The following is a 24,824-nucleotide window of genomic DNA, read 5'->3' as shown; positions in this document are numbered from 1 at the left end:
TTTGTGGGGTGAGTCTCTTGCAAAGCTGTTTGTAATGGGCTCCAGCGCTGGATTCGCGGTCGTTGATTGAGGTCGCTGCGCTCATTTTTGCAAGAGTCTTATGTCTAGATTTTTTCGGCTCGTCCGTATGGCGAGAGGCGTTTTGTTATGAAGTTTGTTGATGAAGTATCGATTCGAGTAAAGGCCGGTGACGGCGGCAACGGTTGCATGAGCTTCCGTCGCGAAAAGTTTATCGAAAACGGCGGCCCGAACGGCGGTGATGGTGGTGATGGCGGCTCGGTCTACATGCTCGCCGACGAAAACCTCAACACCCTGGTGGACTACCGTTACACCCGGCACTTCGATGCCGAGCGCGGTTCCAACGGCGGCAGCACTGACTGCACCGGCAAGAAAGGTGAGGAGCTGGTACTGCGTGTACCGGTCGGCACTACCGTTATCGATGCGGCCACCCAGGAAGTCATTGGTGACCTGACCAAGGCTGGCCAGAAATTGTTGGTGGCTCACGGTGGCTGGCACGGCCTGGGCAACACGCGCTTCAAATCCAGTACCAACCGGGCTCCGCGTCAAACCACTCCGGGCAAGCCGGGTGAGGCGCGTGATCTCAAGCTGGAAATGAAAGTGTTGGCTGACGTTGGCTTGTTGGGTCTGCCCAACGCTGGCAAAAGTACCTTCATTCGTTCGGTATCGGCCGCCAAGCCGAAAGTCGCTGACTATCCGTTCACCACGCTGGTGCCAAACCTGGGTGTGGTCAGTGTCGATCGCTGGAAAAGCTTCGTGGTCGCGGACATTCCGGGGCTGATCGAAGGCGCTTCCGATGGCGCAGGCCTGGGGATTCGTTTCCTCAAGCACTTGTCGCGTACCCGTTTGCTACTGCACCTCGTGGACATGGCGCCGCTGGATGACGCCAGCGCTCCGGATGCCGCTGAAGTGATCGTCAGTGAGCTGACCAAGTTCAGCCCGTCCCTGGCAGAGCGTGATCGCTGGCTGGTGCTGAACAAATGCGACCAGATCCTTGAAGAAGAGCACGACGCTCGCGTCAAGGAAATCGTCGACCGCCTGGAGTGGACTGGTCCTGTCTACGTGATTTCGGCCATCTCCAAGCTTGGTACCGAACGTCTGTGTCACGACATCATGCGTTACATGGAAGACCGTGCTGATCGTCTGGCTAACGACCCGGCCTACAAGGAAGAGCTGGCCGAGCTCGATCAGCGCATCGAAGACGAAGCCCGTGCTCAGCTGCAGGCGCTGGATGATCAGCGTGCTCTGCGTCGCAGCGGCGTGAAGTCGGTCCATGACATCGGCGACGATGATTGGGACGAAGAAGATGTGGATGATGAAGACGGTCCGGAAATCATTTACGTGCGTGACTGATTCGTTGCGATAAACTTAAACGCCGCTTACTAGAGCGGCGTTTTAGTATCTGGAAATCGATTGTTGGTCACAAATAACCACGAATAACGTTACGGGCAGTGCTACGTCGCGCTGTCCTCAAGCTAAGGTTGAAGATGATGCGGAGCAAGGTGACAGGTGCGCAGCGTTGGGTCGTGAAAATCGGCAGCGCTTTGCTGACGGCGGACGGCAAGGGCCTGGATCGCGCGGCAATGGGTGTCTGGGTCGAGCAGATGGTTGCTTTGCATGAAGCTGGCGTCGAGCTGGTGCTGGTGTCCTCCGGGGCTGTGGCGGCGGGGATGAGTCGCCTGGGCTGGACGGTGCGACCCAGTGCGATGCATGAACTGCAGGCCGCTGCCGCCATCGGTCAGATGGGGTTGGTGCAGGCCTGGGAGTCGAGCTTCGCCGAGCATGGCCGGCACACTGCGCAGATTCTCCTGACGCACGATGACTTGTCTGATCGCAAACGCTACCTGAATGCGCGCAGTACGCTGCGAGCATTGGTCGAGCTGAAAGTGATCCCGGTCATCAACGAAAACGACACCGTGGTCACCGACGAGATCCGTTTCGGCGACAACGACACCTTGGCGGCGCTGGTGGCGAACCTGGTTGAGGCTGATCTGCTGGTCATTCTCACCGATCGCGATGGCATGTTCGATGCTGACCCTCGCAACAACCCCAACGCAAACCTGATTTACGAAGCGCGCGCTGATGATCCGGCGCTGGATGCTGTCGCGGGCGGCACCGGTGGTGCATTGGGTCGTGGCGGTATGCAGACCAAGTTGCGCGCTGCGCGTCTGGCGGCGCGTTCCGGTGCGCACACCATCATCGTGGGCGGGCGCATTGATCGCGTGCTGGATCGCCTGAAGGCGGGTGAGCGCATCGGTACCTTGTTGTCGCCGGAGCGCGGCATGCTGGCGGCGCGCAAGCAATGGCTGGCGGGGCATCTGCAGACTCGCGGCACCCTGGTGCTGGATGCGGGTGCGGTGACAGCGTTGTCCAAGGGCAACAAAAGTCTGCTGCCGGTGGGGGTCAAGCTGGTCCAGGGTAGTTTTCGGCGTGGTGAAATGGTCGTTTGTGTGGCCCCGGATGGTCGGGAGATTGCTCGCGGCCTGGCCAACTACAGTGCGCTTGAAGCACAAAAAATCATCGGTCAGTCGTCTGAGGCGATTGTCGGTCTGTTGGGTTACATGGCTGAGCCGGAACTGGTTCACCGCGATAACCTGATTCTGGTCTGAAGGAATACCTGAATGCGCATGGCAAAAGGATTATTGGGTCTGCTGTTGGCGATGCCGCTGCTGGCGTCGGCCGAGGAAATTGGCCAGGTGTCGACGGTGTTCAAATTCGTCGGCCCGAATGACCGTATCGTCGTCGAGGCGTTTGATGATCCCAAGGTAGACGGCGTGACCTGCTACCTGTCGCGAGCCAAGACAGGCGGCGTGAAGGGCGGTTTGGGATTGGCTGAAGATCGTGCAGAGGCGTCTATCGCGTGCCGCCAGGTCGGTCCGATCAGTTTCAAGGGTGAGCTCAAGGATGGTGACGAGGTGTTCAAGGAGCGCACATCGCTGGTGTTCAAGACCATGCAGGTGGTGCGGTTCCTCGATAAGAAGCGCAATACGCTGGTGTACCTGGTTTATAGCGATCGCCTGATCGAAGGCAGTCCGCAGAATGCGGTGACGGCCATCCCGATCCTGCCGTGGACACACGCTCAGTAGCCTAGCGAAGATCCAAATTGTGGGAGCGGGCTTGCTCGCGAATGCGGTGTGTCAGGTGATTTGATGTTGGCTGACACGCCGGATTCGCGAGCAAGCCCGCTCCCACATTTTTTTGTGCGACGTTTATTAAATCGCAGGCAATAAAAAACCGACCCTAGGGTCGGTTTTTTAACAAGCTTATCGCTTATGCGGCAACAGCAAGGTTCAGAGCCTTGACGTGACCGTTCAGGCGGCTCTTATGACGAGCTGCCTTGTTCTTGTGGATGATGCCTTTATCGGCCATACGGTCGATAACTGGCACAGCCAGAACGTAAGCTGCTTGAGCTTTTTCAGCGTCTTTTGCGTCGATGGCTTTAACTACATTCTTGATGTAGGTACGAACCATGGAACGCAGGCTGGCGTTGTGGCTGCGACGCTTCTCAGCCTGTTTTGCACGTTTTTTGGCGGAAGGTGTGTTGGCCACCGTCGAGCTCCTCGAAAGACTTTTTAGGAAATAGCAAACAAAATAGGCCGCGAATCATGCCGATGAGTTGATGTCTTGTCAAGGGCGGTTGAGACGTTCCGCTAAGTGGTAGGTATAAAGAGGCGGGATATTTATTTCCGGCGCTTGACCTGTAAACTCGCGAGCTTTGGCTCTGTGCTGCTGCGGCGCGGAGTATCGCATAAGTAGGCGCTTTGTTCGCCTGCTGTTTATCGACAGGCACAAACTCTTTCAATGAATCTGCTCAAATCGTTGGCCGCCGTCAGCTCTATCACGATGCTTTCCCGGGTTCTGGGGTTCGTTCGTGACACTCTCATCGCGCGCACATTTGGCGCCGGAATGGCGACTGACGCCTTCTTCATCGCCTTCAAACTGCCCAATCTGCTGCGGCGAATCTTTGCCGAAGGGGCATTTTCCCAGGCATTTGTGCCGATTCTTGCCGAATACAAAAGCCAAAAGGGCGAAGAGGCGACGCGAACCTTCATTGCTTACGTCAGCGGCCTGCTGACATTGGTGCTGGCCCTGGTCACCGCGCTGGGCATACTTGCCGCGCCGTGGGTTATCTGGGCCACGGCGCCAGGTTTCACCGATACCCCGGAAAAATTCGAGCTGACCTCCAGCCTGTTGCGGGTGACCTTCCCTTATATATTGCTGATTTCCCTGTCCTCTTTGGCAGGCGCGATCCTCAATACGTACAACCGCTTTTCCGTGCCGGCCTTCGTGCCGACGCTCCTCAACGTCAGCATGATTGTCTTTTCGGTGTTTCTGACGCCGTATTTCGATCCGCCGGTGATGGCGCTGGGCTGGGCGGTACTGGTGGGTGGGCTGGCGCAATTGCTCTATCAGCTGCCACACCTGAAAAAGATCGGCATGCTCGTACTTCCGCGTCTGAATCTGCGTGACACTGGCGTCTGGCGCGTCATGAAGCAGATGTTGCCGGCGATTCTCGGCGTCTCCGTGAGTCAGATTTCGCTGATCATCAACACGATTTTCGCCTCGTTCCTGGTCGCAGGCTCCGTGTCGTGGATGTATTACGCCGACCGCTTGATGGAATTGCCGTCCGGTGTGCTGGGGGTCGCGCTCGGAACGATTCTGCTGCCGACCCTGGCCAAGACCTACGCCAGCAAGGATCGCCACGAGTACTCGCGCATTCTCGATTGGGGCCTGCGCCTGTGCTTCGTGCTGGTGCTGCCATGTTCGCTGGCGCTGGGGATCCTGGCCGAGCCGCTGACGGTTTCGCTGTTCCAGTACGGCCAGTTCAGTGCGTTTGACGCGTCCATGACTCAGCGGGCGTTGATTGCCTATTCTGTCGGTCTGCTCGGGATTATTGTGATCAAGGTGCTGGCGCCGGGCTTTTATGCGCAACAAAACATCCGGACCCCGGTAAAAATCGCGATTTTTACCCTGGTCGTTACCCAGTTGTTCAACCTGGTGCTGATCGGCCCGCTGGCTCACGCCGGTCTGGCCCTGGCGATCAGTGTCGGTGCTTGCATCAATGCCGGGCTATTGTTCTATCAATTGCGCAAACAGCAGATGTATCAGCCGCAGCCGGGCTGGGCGAAGTTTGGCCTTAAACTGGTGATTGCCGTATTGGTCATGTCTGCGGTGCTACTGGTCGGGATGCACTTTATGCCCGCCTGGGATCAGGGGCAGATGCTGCAGCGGTTCCTGCGCCTGGGCGCATTGGTCACGGCCGGTGTCGTCAGTTATTTTGGCATGCTGCTGTTGATGGGCTTCCGTTTGCGCGACTTCAATCGCAAGGCGCTGAGCTGAGGCTTTTGCCTCGATAAACATGGGCGAACCGGCAGTTTTGTCGGCTCGATTACTTTGGGTTACGGTGTTGCCTGTCGTCGGCCGCCGGGTGTGGTTATAATCGACCACTTTATGAGCAAGAAGCGCGTTATGCAGCTGGTTCGAGGCCTCCACAATCTGCGCCCCCAGCATCGGGGCTGTGTCGCCACTATTGGCAACTTTGACGGTGTTCACCGTGGCCACCAGGCTATCCTGGCGCGACTGCGTGAGCGCGCTATCGAGTTGGGCGTGCCCAGCTGCGTGGTGATTTTCGAGCCGCAGCCACGGGAATTCTTTGCCCCGGACACGGCTCCAGCCCGTCTGGCCCGGCTGCGGGACAAACTTCAGCTGCTGGCCGAGGAAGGCGTCGACCGCGTTCTGTGCCTGGCCTTCAATCAGCGCCTGAGCAAGCTCAGCGCCAATGAGTTCGTCGATACCATTCTGGTCGACGGCCTGGGCGTGCAGCACCTGGAGGTCGGTGACGACTTCCGGTTTGGTTGTGACCGCGTCGGGGATTTCGATTTCCTGCAGCACGCCGGTGTTCTTCAGGGTTTTACCGTTGAAGCGGCGCAGACCGTCGAGCTGGACGGTATTCGCGTCAGCAGCACTCAGGTCCGCAATGCCCTGGCCGCTGCCGATTTTGCCTTGGCCGAGCGGCTGCTCGGGCGTCCGTTCCGGATTGCCGGGCGCGTGTTGCATGGCCAGAAGCTGGCGCGTCAGTTGGGAACGCCGACTGCCAACATTCAACTCAAGCGTCGTCGTGTGCCACTGACCGGGGTTTACCTGGTCAATGTCGACATCGACGGCAAGACCTGGCCAGGCGTTGCCAATATTGGCGTGCGGCCAACTGTTCAAGGTGATGGCAAAGCCCACCTTGAAGTGCATCTTTTAGATTTTGCCGGCGATCTGTATGACCGGCGTTTGACGGTGGTTTTCCACCACAAGCTGCGTGAAGAGCAGCGTTTCGCCTCTCTGGAGGCGCTTAAGACGGCGATCAATGCGGATGTTGCCGCCGCCCGTGCCCTGTCGCACCTAGCGCCAATCGCTAATGAAGAGCCTTAAATGACCGACTATAAAGCCACGCTAAACCTTCCGGACACCGCCTTCCCAATGAAGGCCGGCCTGCCTCAGCGCGAACCGCAGATTCTGCAGCGCTGGGACAGCATTGGCCTGTACGGTAAGTTGCGCGAGATTGGCAAGGATCGTCCGAAGTTCGTACTGCACGACGGTCCTCCGTACGCCAACGGCACGATTCACATCGGTCATGCGCTGAACAAGATTCTCAAGGACATGATCATCCGTTCGAAAACCCTGTCGGGTTTCGACGCGCCTTATGTTCCGGGCTGGGACTGCCACGGCCTGCCGATCGAACACAAAGTTGAAGTGACCCACGGTAAAAACCTGGGCGCGGACAAGACCCGCGAACTGTGCCGTGCTTACGCCACCGAGCAGATCGAAGGCCAGAAATCCGAATTCATCCGTCTGGGCGTGTTGGGCGACTTCGCCAACCCGTACAAGACCATGGACTTCAAAAACGAGGCCGGTGAAATCCGCGCCCTGGCTGAAATCGTCAAGGGCGGTTTCGTGTTCAAGGGCCTCAAGCCTGTGAACTGGTGCTTCGACTGCGGTTCGGCCCTGGCTGAAGCGGAAGTCGAGTACGAAAACAAAAAGTCCTCGACCATCGACGTAGCGTTCCCGATTGCCGATGAGGCCGAACTGGCTGCCGCTTTCGGTCTGGCGTCGTTGGCCAAACCGGCTTCGATCGTGATCTGGACCACCACCCCGTGGACCATTCCGGCCAACCAGGCGCTGAACGTCCACCCGGAATTCAACTACGCCCTGGTCGATGTCGGCGACAAGCTGCTGATACTGGCTGAAGAGCTGGTCGAGTCGTGCCTGGCCCGTTACAGCCTGGAAGGCTCGGTCATCGCGACCACCACCGGTAAAGCGCTGGAGCTGATCAACTTCCGTCACCCGTTCTACGATCGCCTGTCGCCGGTTTACCTGGCCGAGTACGTTGAACTGGGCGCGGGTACAGGTGTGGTTCACTCCTCGCCAGCGTACGGCGTGGACGACTTCGTGACCTGCAAGAAGTACGGCATGGTCAACGACGACATCATTAATCCGGTGCAAAGCAACGGCGTTTACGTGCCATCGCTGGAGTTCTTCGGCGGCCAGTTCATCTGGAAAGCCAACCCGGCCATCGTCGACAAACTGACCGAAGTCGGTGCGTTGCTGCACACCAGCATCATCGAACATAGCTACATGCATTGCTGGCGTCACAAGACTCCGCTGATCTACCGCGCCACCGCGCAGTGGTTCATCGGCATGGACAAAGAACCTGTGAACGGCGACACCCTGCGCAAGCGGGCGATCAAAGCCATCGAAGAGACCAAGTTCGTTCCGGCCTGGGGCCAGGCGCGCCTGCACTCGATGATCGCCAACCGTCCGGACTGGTGTATCTCCCGACAGCGCAACTGGGGCGTGCCGATCCCGTTCTTCCTGAACAAGGAAAGCGGCGAACTGCACCCGCGTACCGCTGAACTGATGGAAGAAGTGGCCAAGCGCGTCGAAGTCGAAGGCATCGAAGCCTGGTTCAAGATGGACGCCGCCGAGTTGCTCGGTGATGAAGCGCCGCAATACGACAAGATCAGCGACACCCTGGACGTCTGGTTCGATTCGGGCACCACGCACTGGCACGTCCTGCGCGGTTCGCACCCGATGGGCCACGAGACCGGTCCACGTGCCGACCTGTACCTGGAAGGCTCGGATCAACACCGCGGCTGGTTCCATTCGTCGCTGCTGACCGGTTGCGCCATCGACAACCACGCGCCGTACCGCGAGCTGCTGACCCACGGCTTCACCGTCGATGAGTCCGGCCGCAAAATGTCCAAGTCCCTGGGCAACGTGATCGCGCCGCAAAAGGTCAACGACACCCTGGGCGCCGACATCATGCGTCTGTGGGTTGCATCGACCGATTACTCGGGCGAAATGGCCGTTTCCGAGCAGATTCTGCAGCGCAGCGCGGACGCCTACCGGCGTATCCGTAACACCGCACGTTTCCTGCTTTCGAACCTGACCGGTTTCAACCCGGCCACCGACATCCTGCCCGCCGAAGAAATGCTGGCGCTGGACCGTTGGGCCGTGGACCGTACCCTGCTGCTGCAACGCGAGTTGCAAGAGCATTACGGCGAGTACCGCTTCTGGAACGTCTACTCCAAGATCCACAACTTCTGCGTGCAGGAGTTGGGTGGTTTCTACCTCGACATCATCAAGGACCGTCAGTACACCACTGGCGCCAACAGCAAGGCTCGCCGTTCGGCGCAAACCGCGCTGTACCACATCTCTGAAGCGCTGGTGCGCTGGATCGCTCCGATCCTTGCGTTCACCGCCGACGAACTGTGGGAATACCTGCCGGGCGAGCGTAACGAATCGGTCATGCTCAACACTTGGTACGAAGGTCTGACCGAATTGCCGGCAGACGTCGAACTGGGCCGCGCCTATTGGGAGCGGATCATGGAAGTCAAGGTAGCGGTCAACAAGGAAATGGAAATCCAGCGCGCGGCCAAGGCCGTCGGTGGCAACCTGCAAGCCGAAGTGACGCTGTTCGCCGAAGAGGCGCTGAGCGCCGACCTGGCCAAGTTGAGCAACGAACTGCGCTTCGTGCTGATCACCTCGACCGCCACGGTTGCACCGTTCGTGCAGGCGCCGGCCGATGCCGTGGTCACCGAAGTCAGCGGTTTGAAACTGCAAGTGGTCAAGTCGAGCCACGCCAAGTGCGCCCGTTGCTGGCACTGCCGCGAGGACGTCGGCGTGAACCCGGAGCATCCGGAAATCTGCGGTCGTTGCGTCGACAACATCAGCGGCGCTGGCGAGGTTCGTCACTATGCCTAATGCGGCTGGCCGTTTCGGACGGCTGAGCTGGCTCTGGTTGAGTTTGCTGGTCCTGGTCATCGACCAGGCCAGCAAGTTCTACTTCGAAGGCAAGCTCGAGATGTACCAGCAAATCGTGGTGATCCCCGATTTGTTCAGTTGGACCCTGGCCTATAACACCGGCGCGGCGTTCAGCTTCCTGGCCGACAGCTCCGGCTGGCAGCGCTGGTTGTTCGCCCTGATTGCCGTCGTGGTCAGTGCGGTGCTGGTGGTGTGGCTCAAGCGCCTGGGGCGCAACGAAACCTGGCTGGCGATTGCGCTGGCCCTGGTACTCGGTGGCGCGCTGGGCAATCTGTATGACCGCATTGCCCTGGGCCATGTGATCGACTTCATTCTGGTGCATTGGCAGAACCGCTGGTATTTCCCGGCGTTCAACTTTGCCGACAGTGCAATTACTGTCGGTGCCGTGATGCTGGCGCTGGATATGTTCAAAAGTAAGAAAACCGGAGAAGCCGTTCATGACTGAACAGGTATTGGCTGAGCAACGCATCCGCCAGAACACGGAAGTCACCTTGCACTTTGCACTGCGCCTGGAGAATGGCGACACCATCGACAGCACCTTCGACAAAGCCCCGGCGACCTTCAAGGTCGGTGACGGCAACCTGTTGCCAGGTTTCGAAGCCGCGCTGTTCGGCTTCAAGGCGGGCGACAAGCGTACTCTGACGATTCTGCCGGAAAACGCGTTCGGCCAGCCCAACCCGCAGAACGTGCAGATCATTCCTCGTTCGCAGTTCAAGGACATGGAACTGTCGCCCGGTTTGCTGGTGATCTTCAACGATGCGGCGAATACCGAACTGCCCGGTGTGGTTAAGGAATTCGATGACGAGCAAGTGACCATCGACTTCAACCATCCGCTGGCCGGTAAAACCTTGACCTTTGACGTCGAGATCATCAGCGTAAAATCGCTGTAACTGACCGAACACGGTCAACTGTGGGAGCAGGCTCGCTCCCACAGTCGGTTTTTCACTGTTTTTGCTATTTCTTGCGCGCAAGACACGAGGCACAGCATGCAAATCAAACTCGCCAACCCCCGTGGCTTCTGCGCCGGTGTGGACCGCGCGATCGAAATCGTCAACCGCGCCCTGGAAGTCTTCGGGCCGCCGATCTATGTGCGTCATGAAGTGGTCCACAACAAATTCGTCGTCGAAGACCTGCGTGCGCGCGGGGCGATCTTCGTCGAAGAGCTGGATCAGGTGCCGGACGATGTCATCGTTATCTTCAGTGCCCACGGCGTTTCCCAGGCCGTACGTACCGAAGCAGCCGGCCGTGGATTGAAAGTATTCGATGCGACATGCCCGCTGGTAACCAAGGTGCACATCGAAGTTGCGCGCTACAGCCGCGACGGCCGTGAATGCATCCTCATCGGCCACGCCGGTCATCCGGAAGTCGAAGGCACCATGGGCCAGTACGATGGCAGCAATGGTGGTGCGATCTATCTGGTTGAAGACGAGAAAGACGTCGCCTCGTTGCAGGTCAACAACCCGGAAAAACTGGCGTTTGTGACCCAGACCACCCTGTCCATGGACGACACCAGCCGCGTGATCGACGCGCTGCGTACGCGCTTCCCGGCGATCGGTGGCCCGCGTAAGGACGACATCTGCTATGCCACGCAAAACCGCCAGGATGCGGTCAAGCAACTGGCCGACGAGTGCGACGTGGTACTGGTGGTCGGCAGCCCGAACAGCTCCAACTCCAACCGCTTGCGTGAACTCGCCGAGCGCATGGCTACCCCGGCCTATCTGATCGACGGTGCCGAAGACTTGCAAAAGAGCTGGTTCGAAGGTGTCGAGCGCATCGGCATTACCGCCGGCGCCTCTGCGCCGGAAGTTCTGGTGCGTGGTGTGATCCAGCAGTTGCAGGCCTGGGGTGCAACCGGTGCCGATGAGCTGGCTGGTCGCGAGGAGAACATTACGTTCTCCATGCCTAAAGAGTTACGGGTCCGCTCGCTGCTCTGAGTTTTATCCTCGTTCGCATAACGCCTGTGCAGTCTGTTTGCTGCGCAGGCTGACGCGACCACTCGAGGCCAGCACCACCTGGTACTGACTTACCGGTTCGCGGGCTGCGCAAACGTGCAGCGTTCCCGATTGAAATCCACCGTACAGCGGTTCTCCCAGATGACTGAAGCGTACGGAAGTCTGGACATGCTGATTGCCGAAGATCGACACCCGAGTGCTGCTCTGGTGCTCTACCAGCAGCGGATTGCTGCTGTCCTCCTGGCCTCTGCCGCTAACATCCACAATGATCCGCCAACCCTGACCCCAGTCGTCGTTTATTCCGTGGATGATGACGGTCTGATTACGCGTGATCGCTGCGCTTCTGGCGTTGCGAATACCACTGGCGAGAGACTTCGCCGCCTCCTCGCGATGGTTCGCTTGCGTAAGCGCTGCAAACGCCGGACTGACCAATAGCAGAACAATCCCGACAATCGTCAGTCCCATAAGCAGTTCGATCAGGCTGAAGCCTCGCTGATGCATGACATCTCCCTCCATGGAGTGCGGCAGCCCGCGCATTCCCTGCGCGAGTAATGGCAAATCAACCGTACGCCTGCCGGTCGAATGTTCTAGCGTGTAGAAGCAGGTATAGCCGACGGCAACGGAGGGCACTGATGGATCTTCGTACAAAAGGTTTCACGCTGATCGAACTGCTGGTCTCGCTTGCGGTTTTTCTGATTCTGATCACGCTGGCCGTGCCAATGTTTACCCGGTCGGTGCAAAACACCAGGGCCGACACTGAAGTCGGTGATCTGCAACGCGGACTCAATTTCGCACGGCTTGAAGCTATCGACCGGGGCATCACCACCCGTTTGCGCCCCACAGCCGGTGGCAGCGTCTGGACCGGGGAGTTGACCGTCTACGACGGTACTGGCACGCCGGCCAATGTGTTGCGGGTTGTTCCTGCGATGAGCAGCGGCGCGACTCTGACGCTAACCTCAGGAGTGACCGCTATCGATTTCAACAATCTGGGCGGTTTATCCGCGCCATCCACACCCGTGGTGATCAGCTATGTGCTGGGGGCGCAAAGCAGGACGCTGAATGTGTGTTTGAACGGACGAATTCTATTGGGTGGAAGTTGCGGATGAGGGAGCGGAGCCAGCATGCACAGGGAGGCATGACGCTGATCGAAGTCTTGGTCGCGTTGGTGATTCTGACCGTGGGGTTGTTAGGTGCGGCGGCGATTCAGCTCAACGCGCTGAAGTACACCGACAGCTCACGGATGACCAGCCAGGCGAGTTTTATCGCCTACGACATCATGGACCGTATCCGTGCCAACTCCGGCGCCGATTACACCGTGCCGCCACCGACGTCGGGCAACCTGAGCGTCGCCCGGGACCAGGACCTTTACGATTTCACCACCAGCATCATTAATTTCGGCGGCGCCACTGCTACCGGCACCATTACGTTGAACCAGCGCGTGTACACCATCACCATCACGTGGGATGACTCGCGTGCGGACAATATAGCCAACTCGCGTCGCAGCTTTGTCCTGACCAGTCGTGCCACTGTCGATCCGGTGGCGACACCATGAGCCGCTCCAGCCGAGGTTTTGGACTGATCGAGTTGTTGATCGCCCTCGCGTTGAGCCTGATCGTGGTATTGGGTGTGGCGCAGATTTTCATCGCCGCAAAGAACACCTACGTCAGCCAGAACACCGCCGCCGCCATGCAGGAAGACGCGCGGTTCGTGCTGAGCAAGCTGACTCAGGAAATCCGCATGGTGGGTATGTTTGGTTGCCTGGGCGCGATCACTGACTCAAGTACCGCCGGTGACTTCAATGCCAGTCAGCTCGCGCCGATCAGTTGGGACAACGCCAACCTGAAGTTGACCCTGGTAACAGCCGATGTCGGCGCTAACGGCGGGATACCCACCTGGACGGTGATCTCCGACTGTCGAAATACGGCAACGGCCTACACCGGGCTTCGTGTGCCGGCATCGGGTTTTCTGGCGTTTCCGATTCGGCGTCTGATCTACAGCTTCAGCAACAACAAAATAATGATGGGCTCCGGCGCGGGCACGCCGACCCAGTTCGTGTTGGTAGACAATGTCAGTGCCTTTAACGTGAGCTTTGGCCTCGCCAGTTCAGCCACGGATGTGGCCGCCTCCAGTTACAGCAGCAACCCGGCCGATCCCGCCAGAATTCGCAGCGTACGCCTGAGCCTGACCCTCACCGACCCCAACAGCCGGGTGCGCGACCAGACATTCAACGTAGTTGCCGCCTTGCGCAACAGGTTGCCATGAGGAGGGCCGGCATGACTTCTCACACACAACGCGGCATGGCGCTGCTGGTCAGCCTGGTGTTCCTGCTGTTGTTGACATTGATTGGGCTTTCGTCGATGCAAAACGCGACGCTGCAGGAAAAAATGGCCGGCAGCGTGAGTCTGCGCAACCAGTCATTCCAGGGAGCGGAATCGGCCTTGCGGGTCGGGGAAAGCGCAGTGCAACTGGACACTTACTCTTTGCCGATTTGCAGTGGCGCCACCCAATGCGCGCCCCCGGCCGAGTCGACAACGGTTTCCGCGGCAGGGCTCAATTCCACCTCCGGGGTGACATGGATTGCTTCCGGCCAGGGTTTTTATGGCGTGCAGAACATTGGCATCACACCCACCGCCGTCAATGTGCCGAGCAATACCTCGGCGACGCTTTACCGGGTGACCGCCGTCGGCATCGCGGGCAGCTCGCGCAGCGTCGTGGAGAGTATTTATGCGAAGTATTAAAAAGCGCGGAGGGCTGTGGCAGCTGTTTTTCGGCGCGGTACTGGGACTGTACCTGTCCGCTCCGGCCTACGCCTTCACGCCTTCTGACTCGCCGCTGTTAAGTGCGGCGGCGGTGGTACCCAACGTGATGTTGCTGATCGACGATTCGGGCAGCATGAACAGCATCATTTATGCCGCCGGGTTCGATCCGACGGTCACCGGGCGAACGCCCGCCAGACAATGCAATTACTTCTTTGGACAGTGTTATAGCGGAACCGACATCGTCGGGGATTCGATCTTCCTTTCCAGCCTGCCGCAGTCCGGGTGTTCCGGGGGCGCCTACGCGTTTTACAACAACAGCCCGGCGCCTTTGTGCCTGAAGCTCCCGGACCCGGTCGGCAATGAAAATACCCGCTATACCGACGATTATCTGTCGTACCTGGTGGGCCTTGCCAACGGCAGCAACCGGGACTTCACCAACGGCTCGATCCCCAACGATTACCGCATAAACGTGGCGCGAAACGTGTCCACGACATTGGTTACCAGTAATCGCGCACTGCGCATCGGCCTTGCAACCTTCAATCCGGCCACCAGCAATAACCCCGGCAATGGCGGCTTCATCGCCCGATCAATCAGTGACCTGTCGCCGGTGAGCGGCAGCGTTACCCAGTCACAGGCCGATAACAACTACAGCAACCTGATCTCCTCCATTAACGGATTGAGTGCGGTGGCCAACACGCCACTGGCGGAAACCTACTACGAAATCACCCGGTATTTTCGTGGGATGGCGCCTTACTACAACTCCACACCGACGACTTACACCAGCCCGATTCAATACCGTTGCCAGAAGAACTACGGGGTGGTCATCACTGATGGCTTGCCGACGTATGACCGGACTTTTCCCAGCAATGATCCGCTGGGGCTGACCCGGCTTCCGAACTGGGACGGTGTGAACAATGACGGCAACAACCTCAACGGTGACGGTGAAGGCGATACGTTGTATCTGGACGATATCGCCAAGTTCGCCTTCGACATCGATATGCGCTCCACCGGCACCGATCTGGCAGGCAAAAGCTGGAATGCCGGGGATTTTCCCAAGCAGAACATGAACACCTACACCGTGGGTTTTACCGCCGCGAACCAGATGTTGTCGGACGCGGCCAACTACGGACAGGGCAAGTATTACCAGGCGACCGACAGCGCGGGGCTCAACAGCGCATTGTCCTCGGCGCTGAGCGACATTACGTCCAAGGCCGGCTCCGGTGGCGGTGGCGTCGCCAGCGGCGCCACCCTGGCCAGCAATTCGAGTTACTTCCAGACCAGTTACGACCCCAAGGACTGGCGCGGAACGATCAAATCCTTCGGCTTCACCTCGGCCGGCACGGTAAATACCGCCGCGACGCAGTGGACCACCGATACCACGATCGTTCCCGGTGCCACCGCGCCCACCTACCAGTCCTGGAACACCTTGACCAACGTGCCTGTCACGCTGGCCTACACGAGCTTCTCTGCGGCACAGCAGACCTCTCTCAACCAGAGTCTGCCAACGGGCATCAACGGCAACGATCTGGTGGAATGGAGCAAGGGCACCAACAAAACCGGGCTCAAGGTGCGCAGCGTACTGCTCGGCGACATCGTCAATTCCCCCCTTGTACTGGCTTCACCGACAGACAAAACAGCGTCCGACCTGGTGGGTGACAGCACCTACAGCACTTACCTGTCCACCAAGTCCACCAACATGAGTGCCAGTCTGGTGGTGAACGCCAACGACGGCTTTGTGAATGTCATCAACTCGGCCAATGGTGTCCGGCGTTATGCCTATATGCCGTCCAGTGTGCTGCCATCATTGCGCTATATCGCCGACCCGACCTACATCAATGGTGTGAGCCACAAGTTTTTGGTCGATGGTCAGGTCGGAGTGTTCGATGCTCAGTTCAGCAGCGCCTGGAAAACACTGGCTATTGGCGGAACCGGGGCGGGCGGCAGGACCTTCTATGCGCTGCAGCTGTTCGACGCCTCACTAGGCAACGTGTTCAAGGCGCTGTGGGAGATCAGCGCGCCTGCCACTGCCACTCCCGCGAACGTATTCAATGACCTGGGTTATGCCTATGCACGACCGGAAGTGGCACGCTTGGCCGACGGTCGATGGGCGGCATTCATCTCCAACGGGTATGGCAGCAACACCGGGGTGGCTGCGTTGTATGTGGTGGACGTTCGTGACGGCTCATTGATCAAGAAGATCGTGGTCGACAGCGCGGATACCAACAATGGCCTGTCGTCGGTGAAGCTCAGGGTCAATTCGCAGAATGTGGTGCAGGCGGCCTATGGCGGTGATTTGAAAGGGCGGTTATGGAAGTTCGACCTGAGCGCGACGGCTCCTGACACCTGGGGCGTGGCATTTTCCGGCAAGCCGCTGTTCACCACCGTTGGCGGCGCGACCCAGCCGATTACAGCGCAGCCATTGCTGGCGGACAACTCGTTGGGCGGCAAGGAAGTGTTTTTCGGCACAGGTAAATTCAATGAGACTGCCGACAAGACCAACAAGGATCTACAGGCGTTCTACGCCGTATGGGACGCGGAAGGCGGGTCTGGTCAAATCACCGTTTCCAGTTTGCAGGCTCAAGCCGTGACCGGCGTATTCTCCGGCAGCACTGGTCAATTCATCACTACCAGCCAGAACGACGTGACCTATCCGGCCGAGAAGGGCTGGTACTTGCCACTGGTGTACAACAACGTGCTGACGGGGGAGCGGGTGATCAACCAGGCCAATCTGGTGTTGGGGCGGATCGTCTTTACCACGGCCAGTGTCGACACCACCGATCCGTGTGCCAGCTTCGGCACCGGCAAACTGATCGAACTGGATGCGTTCAGCGGTAAGATGCTCAACTACGCGGTGCTCGACACCAATAACGATTTGACGGTCGACAGCAACGACATAGTATCCAGCGGGGTGATTGTCAGCAGTGGTAATCCGACCTTGAACGCCGTCCTCAACGGTGGGACGCGCAAGGCCGTGAGCAATTCCGGTGGCGGCGTTGACACGCTGGTGGAAAAATCCGGCGGCGGCAGCCGTCGCATCATGTGGCGACAAATACAGTAAGCGAGAGTTGAGGAATGCGCAGATCCAACCGAGGTTTCACCCTGATCGAAATCATGATCGTGATTGCGATCATCGGCATCGTCATGACCATTGCCGCCCCGAGCCTCACCGAGTACGTGAAAAAAGGCCGCCGTACCGAAGTGGCCGGGCTGCTTTCCGAACAGGCGCAGATCCTTGAGCGTTTCTACTCGAAGAACAATGTCTACACCGGTATCACCGGGCTGAGCGTCGGCAATGACTTCTACACCATCACCCCGACGCTGACCGATCAGACTTTCCTGCTGACGGCTGCGCGCAAGACGGGCACTGCGATGGCGACCGACAAGTGTGGGGATTTCACCCTCACCAACACCGGCGTCAGAAGCATGGTCAATGCAACCGCCGGGCTGACCACCAAGGATTGCTGGGGCCGCTGAATTTTTCAGGGCGTCTTTTGCGCCCTCTGTCTTTTTAATGGTTGGATCAGAACATGAGCAGGCAACAACAAGTGGTGATTGTCGGCGGCGGCGTGATCGGGCTGCTGACGGCATTCAATCTCGCGTCCGAAGTGCAACATGTTGTGCTGCTGGATCGTTCGAGCGTGGGACAGGAATCGTCATGGGCCGGTGGCGGAATTGTTTCGCCACTCTATCCATGGCGCTACAGCCCGGCCGTCACCGCGCTGGCGCATTGGTCGCAGGATTTTTATCCACAGCTCGGTGAGCGGTTGTTTGCAGCGACCGGGGTTGATCCTGAAGTGCATACCACCGGCCTGTACTGGCTGGATCTGGATGACGAGGCCGAAGCGCTGGCCTGGGCCCAGCGGGAAAACCGTCCGCTGCGGGCTGTGGATATCTCGGCAGCCCATGATGCCGTGCCGGTATTGGGTCCCGGTTTTTCTCGGGCGATCTACATGGCCGACGTGGCCAACGTGCGCAATCCCCGGTTGGTGAAGTCGCTGAAGGCCGCCCTGCTGGCGCTGCCGAACGTGACGATTCATGAGCAGTGCGAAGTCAGCGGGTTCATCCGTGAAGGCGATAAAGTTGTTGGCGTGCAGACCTCGGCAGGTGCTGTTCATGGCGACGAGGTGGTTCTGACCGCCGGTGCCTGGAGCGGTGACTTGCTCAAAAAACTGGGGCTGGAACTGCCGGTTGAACCGGTGAAGGGGCAGATGATTTTGTATAAATGCGCGGCGGACTTCCTGCCGAGCATGGTCCTGGCCAAGGGCCGTTATGCGATTCCGCGGCGCGATGGGCACATTCTGATTGGCAGTACGCTGGAGCATGAAGGCTTCGACAAGACACCGACCGACGTCGCGCTGGAAAGCTTGAAGGCGTCGGCGGTGGAGTTGATTCCTGCGCTGGCGGATGCCGAAGTAGTCGGGCACTGGGCCGGATTGCGACCGGGTTCGCCGGAGGGCATTCCGTACATTGGCCGAGTGCCAGGGTTCGAAGGGTTGTGGCTCAATTGTGGGCATTACCGAAACGGGTTGGTGCTGGCGCCGGCGTCGTGTCAATTGTTTGCCGATGTAATGCTGGGCAGGGCGCCGATCATTGATCCGGCGCCGTATGCTCCCGAGGGACGGATTTAGTCGCCCTCAATCCAGGCCCAGTTTTTTCAGCCTGTAGCGCATCGACCGGAATGACAAATTCAACCGCTGAGCCGCCGCCGTGCGGTTCCAGCGGGTTTCCTCCAGCGCCTGGAGGATGAGTTTGCGTTCAACGTTTTCCAGATAGTCTTCCAGGTTATCGATCTGCGTCAGGTCTGGCGCGCCGGTCTCTGCGGTGCAGTTACCGTCGGCGAGGCGCAAGTCGCTGGCTTCGATCTGCTGGTTCTCGCAAAGGGTGTGAGCCCGCTCCAGCACGTTCTCCAACTCACGCACGTTGCCCGGAAAACGGTAGCCTTTGAGCGCGTCCAAGGCGAGCGAGTGGAGTTTTACGGCAGGGTGACCACTGCCGGCGGCCAGACGCTTGAGCACATGGCTGGCCAACAGCTCGATATCGTCTCGGCGTTCGCGCAAAGGCGGCACGCGTAGCTCGATCACGTTCAGCCGGTAGTACAAGTCCTGGCGAAAGCGTTCGGCGGCGACTTCGGCATCGAGGTCTTTGTGGGTAGCGCACAGGATGCGCACATCGACGACGGTTTCCTGTTGCCCACCGACGCTGCGAACGGCTTTTTCCTGTATGGCTCGAAGCAGTTTGACCTGCATGGCCAACGGCAAATCAGCGACTTCATCAAGGAACAGAGTGCCGCTATTGGCGGCATGAAATAACCCGGGTTTGTCTTCGATGGCGCCGCTAAAGCTGCCTTTGCGATGGCCGAAGAATTCGCTTTCCATCAGCTCCGAAGGAATGGCCCCGCAGTTCACTGCAACGAAGGGCTGATTGGCTCGCGGGCCTTGTTCATGAATCAGCCGTGCGACCAGTTCCTTGCCGCTGCCGGATTCACCGCTGATGTACACGGGCGCCTGGCTGCGAGCGAGTTTGTCGATTTGTTTGCGCAGGTTGCGCATGGGCAATGAGTCACCCAAGAGTCGGCGATCAATGGCTGTACTGGCACCGCCCGCCGCCGACAATCGCAAGGCACTGCTGACCAGTTCGCGCAGGCGGGTCAGGTCTACCGGTTTGGTCAGAAAGTCGAACGCACCTGCCTTGAGCGCGTTGATTGCCGTTTCCAGGCTGCCATAGGCGGTGATCATTGCCACCGGTACGTGTGTGTAACGCTGCTGGATGAAATGCACCAGCTCAAGGCCGGTGCCATCGGGCAGGCGCATGTCGGTCAGGCACAGATCAAATGCCTCCCGCGCCAGTAAGGCTTGGGCTTCGCCAAGGTTACGGGCACTGAAGGTATCGAGTTTCATCCGTCCCAGGGTGATTTCCAGGAGTTCGCGGATATCCGGTTCGTCGTCGACGATCAGGACTTTCGGCCGTGGGCTGATGTTCAACTTTGTTTCCGTCCGTGAGCAAAAGTGATGCGAAAGCAGCCGCCGCCTTGGCGTGGTTTGAAGTCTAGGCGGGCCTGGTTGCTTTCGCACAGCTCACGGGACAGATAAAGCCCCAGGCCAGTACCCTGGCTGCTGGTGGTGAAGAACGGTTCGAACAAATGCGTCTGTTGATCCGGCGCCACGCCGGGGCCGTCGTCCACGACTTCGAGCACGGGTAGCTGGCTGTCGGCGTCGACGAACAACTCGAGCCAGACCTGCGCCTGGTCATGATTCACGGCACTGTGGCGCCAGGCATTGCGCAACAGATTGTCGAGAATCTGGGTCAGTTGATTGGGGTCCATCAGGGTGTTGAAGTCGCCCGCGCCGATGTGCAGATGGATGTGCTGGCGCTCGTTGGCTCTTTCGCGGGTTTCGGCGACGAAGTGCTCCAGCCACGGCTTCAGATCGAGCCTTTGTGGCACGGCTTGCTGGCGGCGGGACAATTGCAGGACGTTTTCGATAACCCGATTCATTCGCTGAGAGTGGTCTTGGATGATTTGCGTCAGACGCCGGTCCGCGCTGTTCAGTTCCTCAGACTCGCGCAGCAATTGCGCAGCATGACTGATGGCACCCAACGGGTTACGGATTTCATGGGCGATACCGGCGGTCAGACGGCCAAGGGCCGCGAGTTTCAGTTGCTGTGCCTGTTGCGAGATCTGGGCGAGGTCTTCGAGAAATACCAGGGTTCGATGGTTCGGGCTTTGGTCCAGGGCAATGAAGCTGGGTTGCAACTCCAGGCTGCTGCTGGTGATCTTCAGGCTTTGCGGTCGCAACGTCGGATTGTTGAGCCATAGCTGAAGGCGCTCGACCAAAGTCGGCGAGTAGTCGTCGATCAACTCTCCGTCGAGGTTTTTCTGCCCCAGCAAGGTCAGCGCGCTGTGATTGGCCAGCTGTACCCGGCGTTGGTCGTCCAGCACCAGAATGCCGGTGCGCATGCGTTGCAGGATCAATGCGTTGAGCGCTTCGAGACCAACCACTTCACTGGCTCGCTGCTGGGCAAGGTTTTCACTGACTTCCAGGCGTCGGGTCAGGCCTTGCACCAGTAGTGCCGCGGCAAAACACAACGCACCGAGCGTGCCCACTTGCAGGTAATCGCCAGGGCTGGTCGGTTGGCTGAAGCTCAGGAGAAAACTGAAACCGACGATGCCAAGGGACGCGACGGCGGCTATCAACAGGCCGATGCGCCCGCGCAACAGCGTATTGCTGATGGCCACCGACACGATCAGCAGGTTGCCGATGGCGCTGCCGACACCGCCAGCGGCATAGAACAATCCGCACAGCATCAGGACATCGACCCATGCCAGGGTGAAAAGCTGTGCCGGTCGCCGGGTGTTCTCCCAGAACACCACCAGCAAGATATTCAGCACCAGGTACAACCAGCTGCCACTGCGCAGCAAGTCATTCTTGGCGAAGGCCAGCAACTGGTTGTCCATGTTGCTGGAAATCAGCAACACCAACGTGATGCCGACGCTTAATCGGTAGAGATGGTAAAGGCGCAGCAGTCGCAGGGCCTGTTTGCTGCCGGGACTGGACGTCTCAGCGAGCACTGGGGCCCGGGCCTTGCTCAAGGTGAGCCTGGCTGCAATACCACTGTTGTTGAAGGCTCAATGCACGATCACGGGGCAGATGCACGCCGCAATGCGCACATCGGACCATGGGTGCTGCTTCCAGCTCGGCGGAGGACCTGGGGGCGGAAGTCGCTCCCTTGAACTTGCGCCAGAACCATACCGCGGCGGCAATCAGGGCGATCCAGAACAATAAACGAAGCATGGCGAGCTGCTTTATGGCGAGTGATTAGCCAGTTTAGCCAAGGACATGGCAGTCGCACAGCGTAATAAAAAAGGGAGACTCAAGAGTCTCCCTTTTTGCACAACCCGATGTGTCAGTCGAACACGCCGAAAGTCATGTAGCTGAACCACGAGCGGTCGCTGTTGTTGGCTTCGGAGTCGTGTTCCTCTTCTTCGATCACGTCGCCTTTTTCATTTTTAGGCTTGAGCTCGCTCGGAATCGCGTCCTTGGCATCCTGGAATTGCTTCTGCACGTCCTGGTTGGCGCGGGTTTCGCCCGGCGGCAGCGGCGGACGGGAGTCGATCAGGCCCAAAGTGGCCTTGCTCAGCCAGGACCGGTTGTCGGCTTCTGCGACCGACGGCTTGAACTCACCGTCCACCAGGCTTGGGTGGTTCGGGTAGTTGAGCTTCAGGGTTTGCAGGCTGGTGGCTGCCAGGTCGTCCAGGTGCAGACGCTGGTAGGCTTCAGTCATGACCGCCAGGCCGTCACCGACCGAAGGGGTTTCCTGAAAGTTTTCCACCACGTAACGACCACGGTTCGCGGCGGCGACGTAGGCCTGACGGGTCAGGTAGTAGTCGGCAACGTGAATTTCGTAGGAGGCCAGCAGGTTGCGCAGGTAGATCATGCGCTGCTTGGCATCCGGCGAGTAGCGGCTGTTCGGGAAGCGGCTGGTGAGCTGGGCGAACTCGTTGTAGGAGTCGCGAGCGGCACCCGGGTCACGCTTGGTCATGTCCAGTGGCAGGAAGCGCGCCAGCAGGCCGACGTCCTGATCAAAGGAAGTCAGGCCCTTGAGGTAGTAGGCGTAATCCACGTTTGGATGCTGTGGGTGCAGACGAATGAATCGCTCGGCAGCAGACTTCGCCGCTTCAGGCTCGGTGTTCTTGTAGTTGGCGTAAATGAGCTCGAGTTGAGCCTGATCGGCGTAGCGACCAAATGGATAACGCGACTCCAGCGCCTTCAGCTTGGCTGTGGCGGCGGTGTAGCTGTTGTTGTCCAGATCGTGCTGAGCCTGCTGGTACAGCTCGACCTCGCTCAGGTTTTCGTCTACGACTTCCTTCGATGAGCAAGCAGCGGTCAATGCGAGGATGGCGATCAGCAGCAGGTGTTTCACTTGCATGGCGGCTTGCGTCCCTATGACGGCCGCTGTCTTGGGCGGGGCCGTCCTGTTATGATGAGTGCCCCGTTGAATAGCCTCGGGGCAAAAGACGCCGTATTTAACCACAAGCGCGCAGCCGAAACCAAAGGCTGTGCCGACGCCTAGTCTGAGCATGTCCGATAAAATTGAACTTCGCGCAGAGGTGCCGTCCGAATTGGGCGGCCAACGCCTCGATCAAGTCGCCGCACAATTATTCGCTGAGCACTCGCGCTCGCGCCTTTCCGCCTGGATCAAAGACGGCCGCCTGACTGTGGATGGGGCGGTAATCCGCCCGCGAGACATCGTTCACGGTGGCGCCATTCTTGAACTGACTGCCGAGCAGGAAGCTCAGGGCGAATGGATCGCTCAGGACATCGAGCTGGACATCGTCTATGAAGACGACGACATCCTGGTGATCAACAAGCCTGCGGGCCTGGTGGTGCATCCGGCTGCCGGTCACGCTGATGGCACTTTGCTCAACGCTTTGCTGCACCACGTGCCGGACATTATCAATGTGCCCCGCGCCGGTATCGTGCATCGCCTGGACAAGGACACCACTGGTCTGATGGTGGTAGCCAAGACCATTCAGGCGCAGACACAGCTTGTCACGCAATTGCAGAGCCGCAGCGTAAGCCGGATCTACGAATGCATCGTGATCGGTGTGGTGACCGCAGGTGGCAAGATCAACGCGCCGATCGGTCGTCACGGCCAGCAACGCCAACGCATGGCGGTGATGGAAGGCGGCAAGCAAGCCGTCAGCCACTACCGCGTGCTCGAGCGTTTCCGCTCCCACACGCATGTGCGGGTGAAGCTGGAAACCGGTCGTACGCACCAGATTCGCGTGCACATGGCACACATCAACTATCCGTTGGTCGGAGACCCTGCCTACGGCGGTCGCTTCCGCATTCCGCCGGCAGCCAGTGTGACCATGGTCGAATCGTTGAAGGCGTTCCCGCGTCAGGCACTGCATGCGCGGTTCCTGGAGCTGGATCATCCGACCACCGGTAAACGCATGAGCTGGGAATCGCCGTTGCCGGACGATTTCGTCTGGTTGCTGACACTGCTCAAGCAAGACCGCGAGGCGTTCATCGGATGAGTGACTGGCTGATTCCCGACTGGCCTGCGCCTGCCGGGGTGAAAGCCTGTGTGACCACCCGTGCGGGCGGCGTCAGTCTGGCGCCGTTCGACAGCCTCAACCTCGGCGATCACGTCGACGACAATCCCGAAGCTGTCGCCGAAAACCGCCGTCGCCTCACCGATCATTTCTCTATTCAACCGGCCTGGTTGCAACAGGTTCACGGCGTTGTCGTGGCACCTGCTGACCCAGGCCGGGTGGTGACCGCTGACGCCAGTTGGACAGCAACGCCCGGCATTGCCTGCACGGCAATGACCGCCGATTGCCTTCCGGCACTGTTTTGCGACCGAGCCGGGACTCGCGTGGCAGCAGCCCACGCCGGTTGGCGCGGGTTGGCGGCGGGTATTCTGGAAGCGACCCTTGACAGTCTGGCGGTACCGTCAGATGAAGTGCTGGTCTGGCTGGGCCCGGCCATCGGCCCGCAAGCCTTTGAGGTCGGTCCGGAAGTTCGCGAAACCTTCATCGAGCAACTGCCCGAAGCCGCCAAGGCTTTCGTGCCGAGCCAGAATGCTGGCAAATTCATGGCTGACATCTATGAGCTGGCGCGTCTTCGCCTGGCCGCTCGCGGCGTTACCGCTGTCTATGGTGGCGGTTTCTGTACCGTGACCGACCCACGCTTCTTTTCTTACCGCCGCAGTCTTCGCACTGGTCGGTTTGCCTCCCTTATCTGGCTTGACCGCTAGACTTAGCTGACCTGCATCAACA

Annotated in this window: 24 protein-coding genes; 18 read left to right on the top strand and 6 right to left on the bottom strand. The window is 59.1% G+C overall.

The features are described from left to right. Positions 1 to 147 precede the first annotated feature (147 nt). From cgtA to ACM6I0_RS26475, 3 genes are all read left to right on the top strand, one after another. Positions 148 to 1,371, top strand: coding sequence for an Obg family GTPase CgtA (gene cgtA, locus ACM6I0_RS26485; RefSeq protein ID WP_285432544.1), 1,224 nt, complete (start codon positions 148 to 150; stop codon positions 1,369 to 1,371). A gap of 137 nt (positions 1,372 to 1,508) precedes the next feature. Then, entirely contained in the window at positions 1,509 to 2,627 is a 1,119-nt protein-coding gene (proB, locus tag ACM6I0_RS26480) for a glutamate 5-kinase (protein WP_285432582.1), read from the top strand. Between the two features lie 12 nt (positions 2,628 to 2,639). After that, positions 2,640 to 3,104, top strand: a complete 465-nt coding sequence (locus tag ACM6I0_RS26475; RefSeq protein WP_285432545.1) for a CreA family protein — start codon at positions 2,640 to 2,642, stop codon at positions 3,102 to 3,104. Between the two features lie 184 nt (positions 3,105 to 3,288). On the opposite strand, the gene rpsT is transcribed toward ACM6I0_RS26475, so the two are convergent. Beyond that, the gene (rpsT, locus tag ACM6I0_RS26470) at positions 3,289 to 3,567 is read right to left on the bottom strand and encodes a 30S ribosomal protein S20 (RefSeq protein ID WP_008154937.1); all 279 of its coding nucleotides are present in this window, start codon (positions 3,565 to 3,567) and stop codon (positions 3,289 to 3,291) included. 252 nt (positions 3,568 to 3,819) lie between these two features. Here rpsT and murJ point away from each other — a divergent pair, with 252 nt between their 5' ends. The 6 genes from murJ (at position 3,820) to ispH (ending at position 11,264) form a co-directional block, all read left to right on the top strand. Continuing rightward, positions 3,820 to 5,358 carry a murein biosynthesis integral membrane protein MurJ gene (gene murJ, locus ACM6I0_RS26465; RefSeq protein WP_414923653.1) on the top strand — a complete coding sequence of 513 codons (1,539 nt, stop codon included), beginning with the start codon at positions 3,820 to 3,822 and terminating at the stop codon, positions 5,356 to 5,358. Positions 5,359 to 5,487: 129 nt separating this feature from the next. After that, a complete protein-coding gene (ribF, locus tag ACM6I0_RS26460; RefSeq protein WP_222588517.1) occupies positions 5,488 to 6,438 on the top strand; it encodes a bifunctional riboflavin kinase/FAD synthetase in 951 nt (316 codons plus the stop codon). Further along, a complete protein-coding gene (ileS, locus tag ACM6I0_RS26455; protein ID WP_414923652.1) occupies positions 6,439 to 9,270 on the top strand; it encodes an isoleucine--tRNA ligase in 2,832 nt (943 codons plus the stop codon). Continuing rightward, positions 9,263 to 9,775, top strand: coding sequence for a signal peptidase II (gene lspA / locus ACM6I0_RS26450; protein ID WP_090179761.1), 513 nt, complete (start codon positions 9,263 to 9,265; stop codon positions 9,773 to 9,775). The genes ileS and lspA overlap by 8 nt, the downstream gene beginning before the upstream one ends. Before the next feature lie 7 nt (positions 9,776 to 9,782). Then, positions 9,783 to 10,220, top strand: a complete 438-nt coding sequence (gene fkpB, locus ACM6I0_RS26445) for an FKBP-type peptidyl-prolyl cis-trans isomerase (RefSeq protein ID WP_414923749.1) — start codon at positions 9,783 to 9,785, stop codon at positions 10,218 to 10,220. 96 nt (positions 10,221 to 10,316) lie between these two features. After that, positions 10,317 to 11,264, top strand: a complete 948-nt coding sequence (gene ispH / locus ACM6I0_RS26440) for a 4-hydroxy-3-methylbut-2-enyl diphosphate reductase (protein ID WP_090179764.1) — start codon at positions 10,317 to 10,319, stop codon at positions 11,262 to 11,264. A gap of 3 nt (positions 11,265 to 11,267) precedes the next feature. Here ispH and ACM6I0_RS26435 read toward each other — a convergent pair whose 3' ends face one another. Further along, positions 11,268 to 11,783: a GspH/FimT family pseudopilin gene (locus tag ACM6I0_RS26435; RefSeq protein ID WP_285432584.1), complete on the bottom strand. Its 516-nt coding sequence runs from the start codon at positions 11,781 to 11,783 to the stop codon at positions 11,268 to 11,270. A 131-nt stretch (positions 11,784 to 11,914) separates the two neighbouring features. Here ACM6I0_RS26435 and ACM6I0_RS26430 point away from each other — a divergent pair, with 131 nt between their 5' ends. Genes ACM6I0_RS26430 through thiO form a run of 7 tightly spaced genes read left to right on the top strand, consistent with a single transcriptional unit; the run spans position 11,915 to position 18,669 of the window. Continuing rightward, positions 11,915 to 12,388, top strand: a complete 474-nt coding sequence (locus ACM6I0_RS26430) for a GspH/FimT family pseudopilin (protein WP_285432548.1) — start codon at positions 11,915 to 11,917, stop codon at positions 12,386 to 12,388. Continuing rightward, the gene (pilV, locus tag ACM6I0_RS26425) at positions 12,385 to 12,834 is read left to right on the top strand and encodes a type IV pilus modification protein PilV (protein ID WP_414923651.1); all 450 of its coding nucleotides are present in this window, start codon (positions 12,385 to 12,387) and stop codon (positions 12,832 to 12,834) included. Before ACM6I0_RS26430 ends, pilV begins: the two co-directional genes overlap by 4 nt. Next, positions 12,831 to 13,544 carry a PilW family protein gene (locus ACM6I0_RS26420; RefSeq protein WP_414923650.1) on the top strand — a complete coding sequence of 238 codons (714 nt, stop codon included), beginning with the start codon at positions 12,831 to 12,833 and terminating at the stop codon, positions 13,542 to 13,544. The genes pilV and ACM6I0_RS26420 overlap by 4 nt, the downstream gene beginning before the upstream one ends. After that, the gene (locus ACM6I0_RS26415) at positions 13,541 to 14,020 is read left to right on the top strand and encodes a PilX N-terminal domain-containing pilus assembly protein (RefSeq protein WP_414923649.1); all 480 of its coding nucleotides are present in this window, start codon (positions 13,541 to 13,543) and stop codon (positions 14,018 to 14,020) included. The genes ACM6I0_RS26420 and ACM6I0_RS26415 overlap by 4 nt, the downstream gene beginning before the upstream one ends. Beyond that, entirely contained in the window at positions 14,007 to 17,099 is a 3,093-nt protein-coding gene (locus ACM6I0_RS26410; RefSeq protein WP_414923648.1) for a pilus assembly protein, read from the top strand. Before ACM6I0_RS26415 ends, ACM6I0_RS26410 begins: the two co-directional genes overlap by 14 nt. Positions 17,100 to 17,113: 14 nt before the next feature. Then, a complete protein-coding gene (locus tag ACM6I0_RS26405; protein WP_285432553.1) occupies positions 17,114 to 17,515 on the top strand; it encodes a type IV pilin protein in 402 nt (133 codons plus the stop codon). Positions 17,516 to 17,568: 53 nt separating this feature from the next. Continuing rightward, entirely contained in the window at positions 17,569 to 18,669 is a 1,101-nt protein-coding gene (gene thiO / locus ACM6I0_RS26400; RefSeq protein ID WP_414923647.1) for a glycine oxidase ThiO, read from the top strand. Positions 18,670 to 18,675: 6 nt separating this feature from the next. Here the strand turns inward: thiO and ACM6I0_RS26395 are convergent, their stop codons facing one another. From ACM6I0_RS26395 to ACM6I0_RS26380, 4 genes are all read right to left on the bottom strand, one after another. Beyond that, complete coding sequence (locus ACM6I0_RS26395) at positions 18,676 to 20,022, bottom strand: sigma-54-dependent transcriptional regulator (protein ID WP_414923646.1); 1,347 nt, start codon at positions 20,020 to 20,022, stop codon at positions 18,676 to 18,678. Further along, positions 20,019 to 21,608, bottom strand: a complete 1,590-nt coding sequence (locus ACM6I0_RS26390; RefSeq protein ID WP_414923645.1) for a sensor histidine kinase — start codon at positions 21,606 to 21,608, stop codon at positions 20,019 to 20,021. The genes ACM6I0_RS26395 and ACM6I0_RS26390 overlap by 4 nt, the downstream gene beginning before the upstream one ends. Beyond that, positions 21,598 to 21,831, bottom strand: coding sequence for a PP0621 family protein (locus ACM6I0_RS26385; RefSeq protein ID WP_285432557.1), 234 nt, complete (start codon positions 21,829 to 21,831; stop codon positions 21,598 to 21,600). Before ACM6I0_RS26385 ends, ACM6I0_RS26390 begins: the two co-directional genes overlap by 11 nt. Positions 21,832 to 21,943: 112 nt before the next feature. Continuing rightward, a complete protein-coding gene (locus ACM6I0_RS26380; RefSeq protein ID WP_222588505.1) occupies positions 21,944 to 22,966 on the bottom strand; it encodes an outer membrane protein assembly factor BamD in 1,023 nt (340 codons plus the stop codon). 151 nt (positions 22,967 to 23,117) lie between these two features. Here ACM6I0_RS26380 and rluD point away from each other — a divergent pair, with 151 nt between their 5' ends. Continuing rightward, positions 23,118 to 24,080: a 23S rRNA pseudouridine(1911/1915/1917) synthase RluD gene (gene rluD / locus ACM6I0_RS26375; RefSeq protein WP_007942311.1), complete on the top strand. Its 963-nt coding sequence runs from the start codon at positions 23,118 to 23,120 to the stop codon at positions 24,078 to 24,080. Further along, a complete protein-coding gene (pgeF, locus tag ACM6I0_RS26370) occupies positions 24,077 to 24,802 on the top strand; it encodes a peptidoglycan editing factor PgeF (protein WP_414923644.1) in 726 nt (241 codons plus the stop codon). Before rluD ends, pgeF begins: the two co-directional genes overlap by 4 nt. Positions 24,803 to 24,824: the final 22 nt, after the last annotated feature.

Source organism: Pseudomonas sp. IT-P294 (genome assembly GCF_949767865.1).
In the GTDB taxonomy this organism is placed as follows: domain Bacteria; phylum Pseudomonadota; class Gammaproteobacteria; order Pseudomonadales; family Pseudomonadaceae; genus Aquipseudomonas.
Note: the sequence above shows the minus strand (reverse complement) of the source record. Positions and strands in the feature narration are given on the sequence as shown.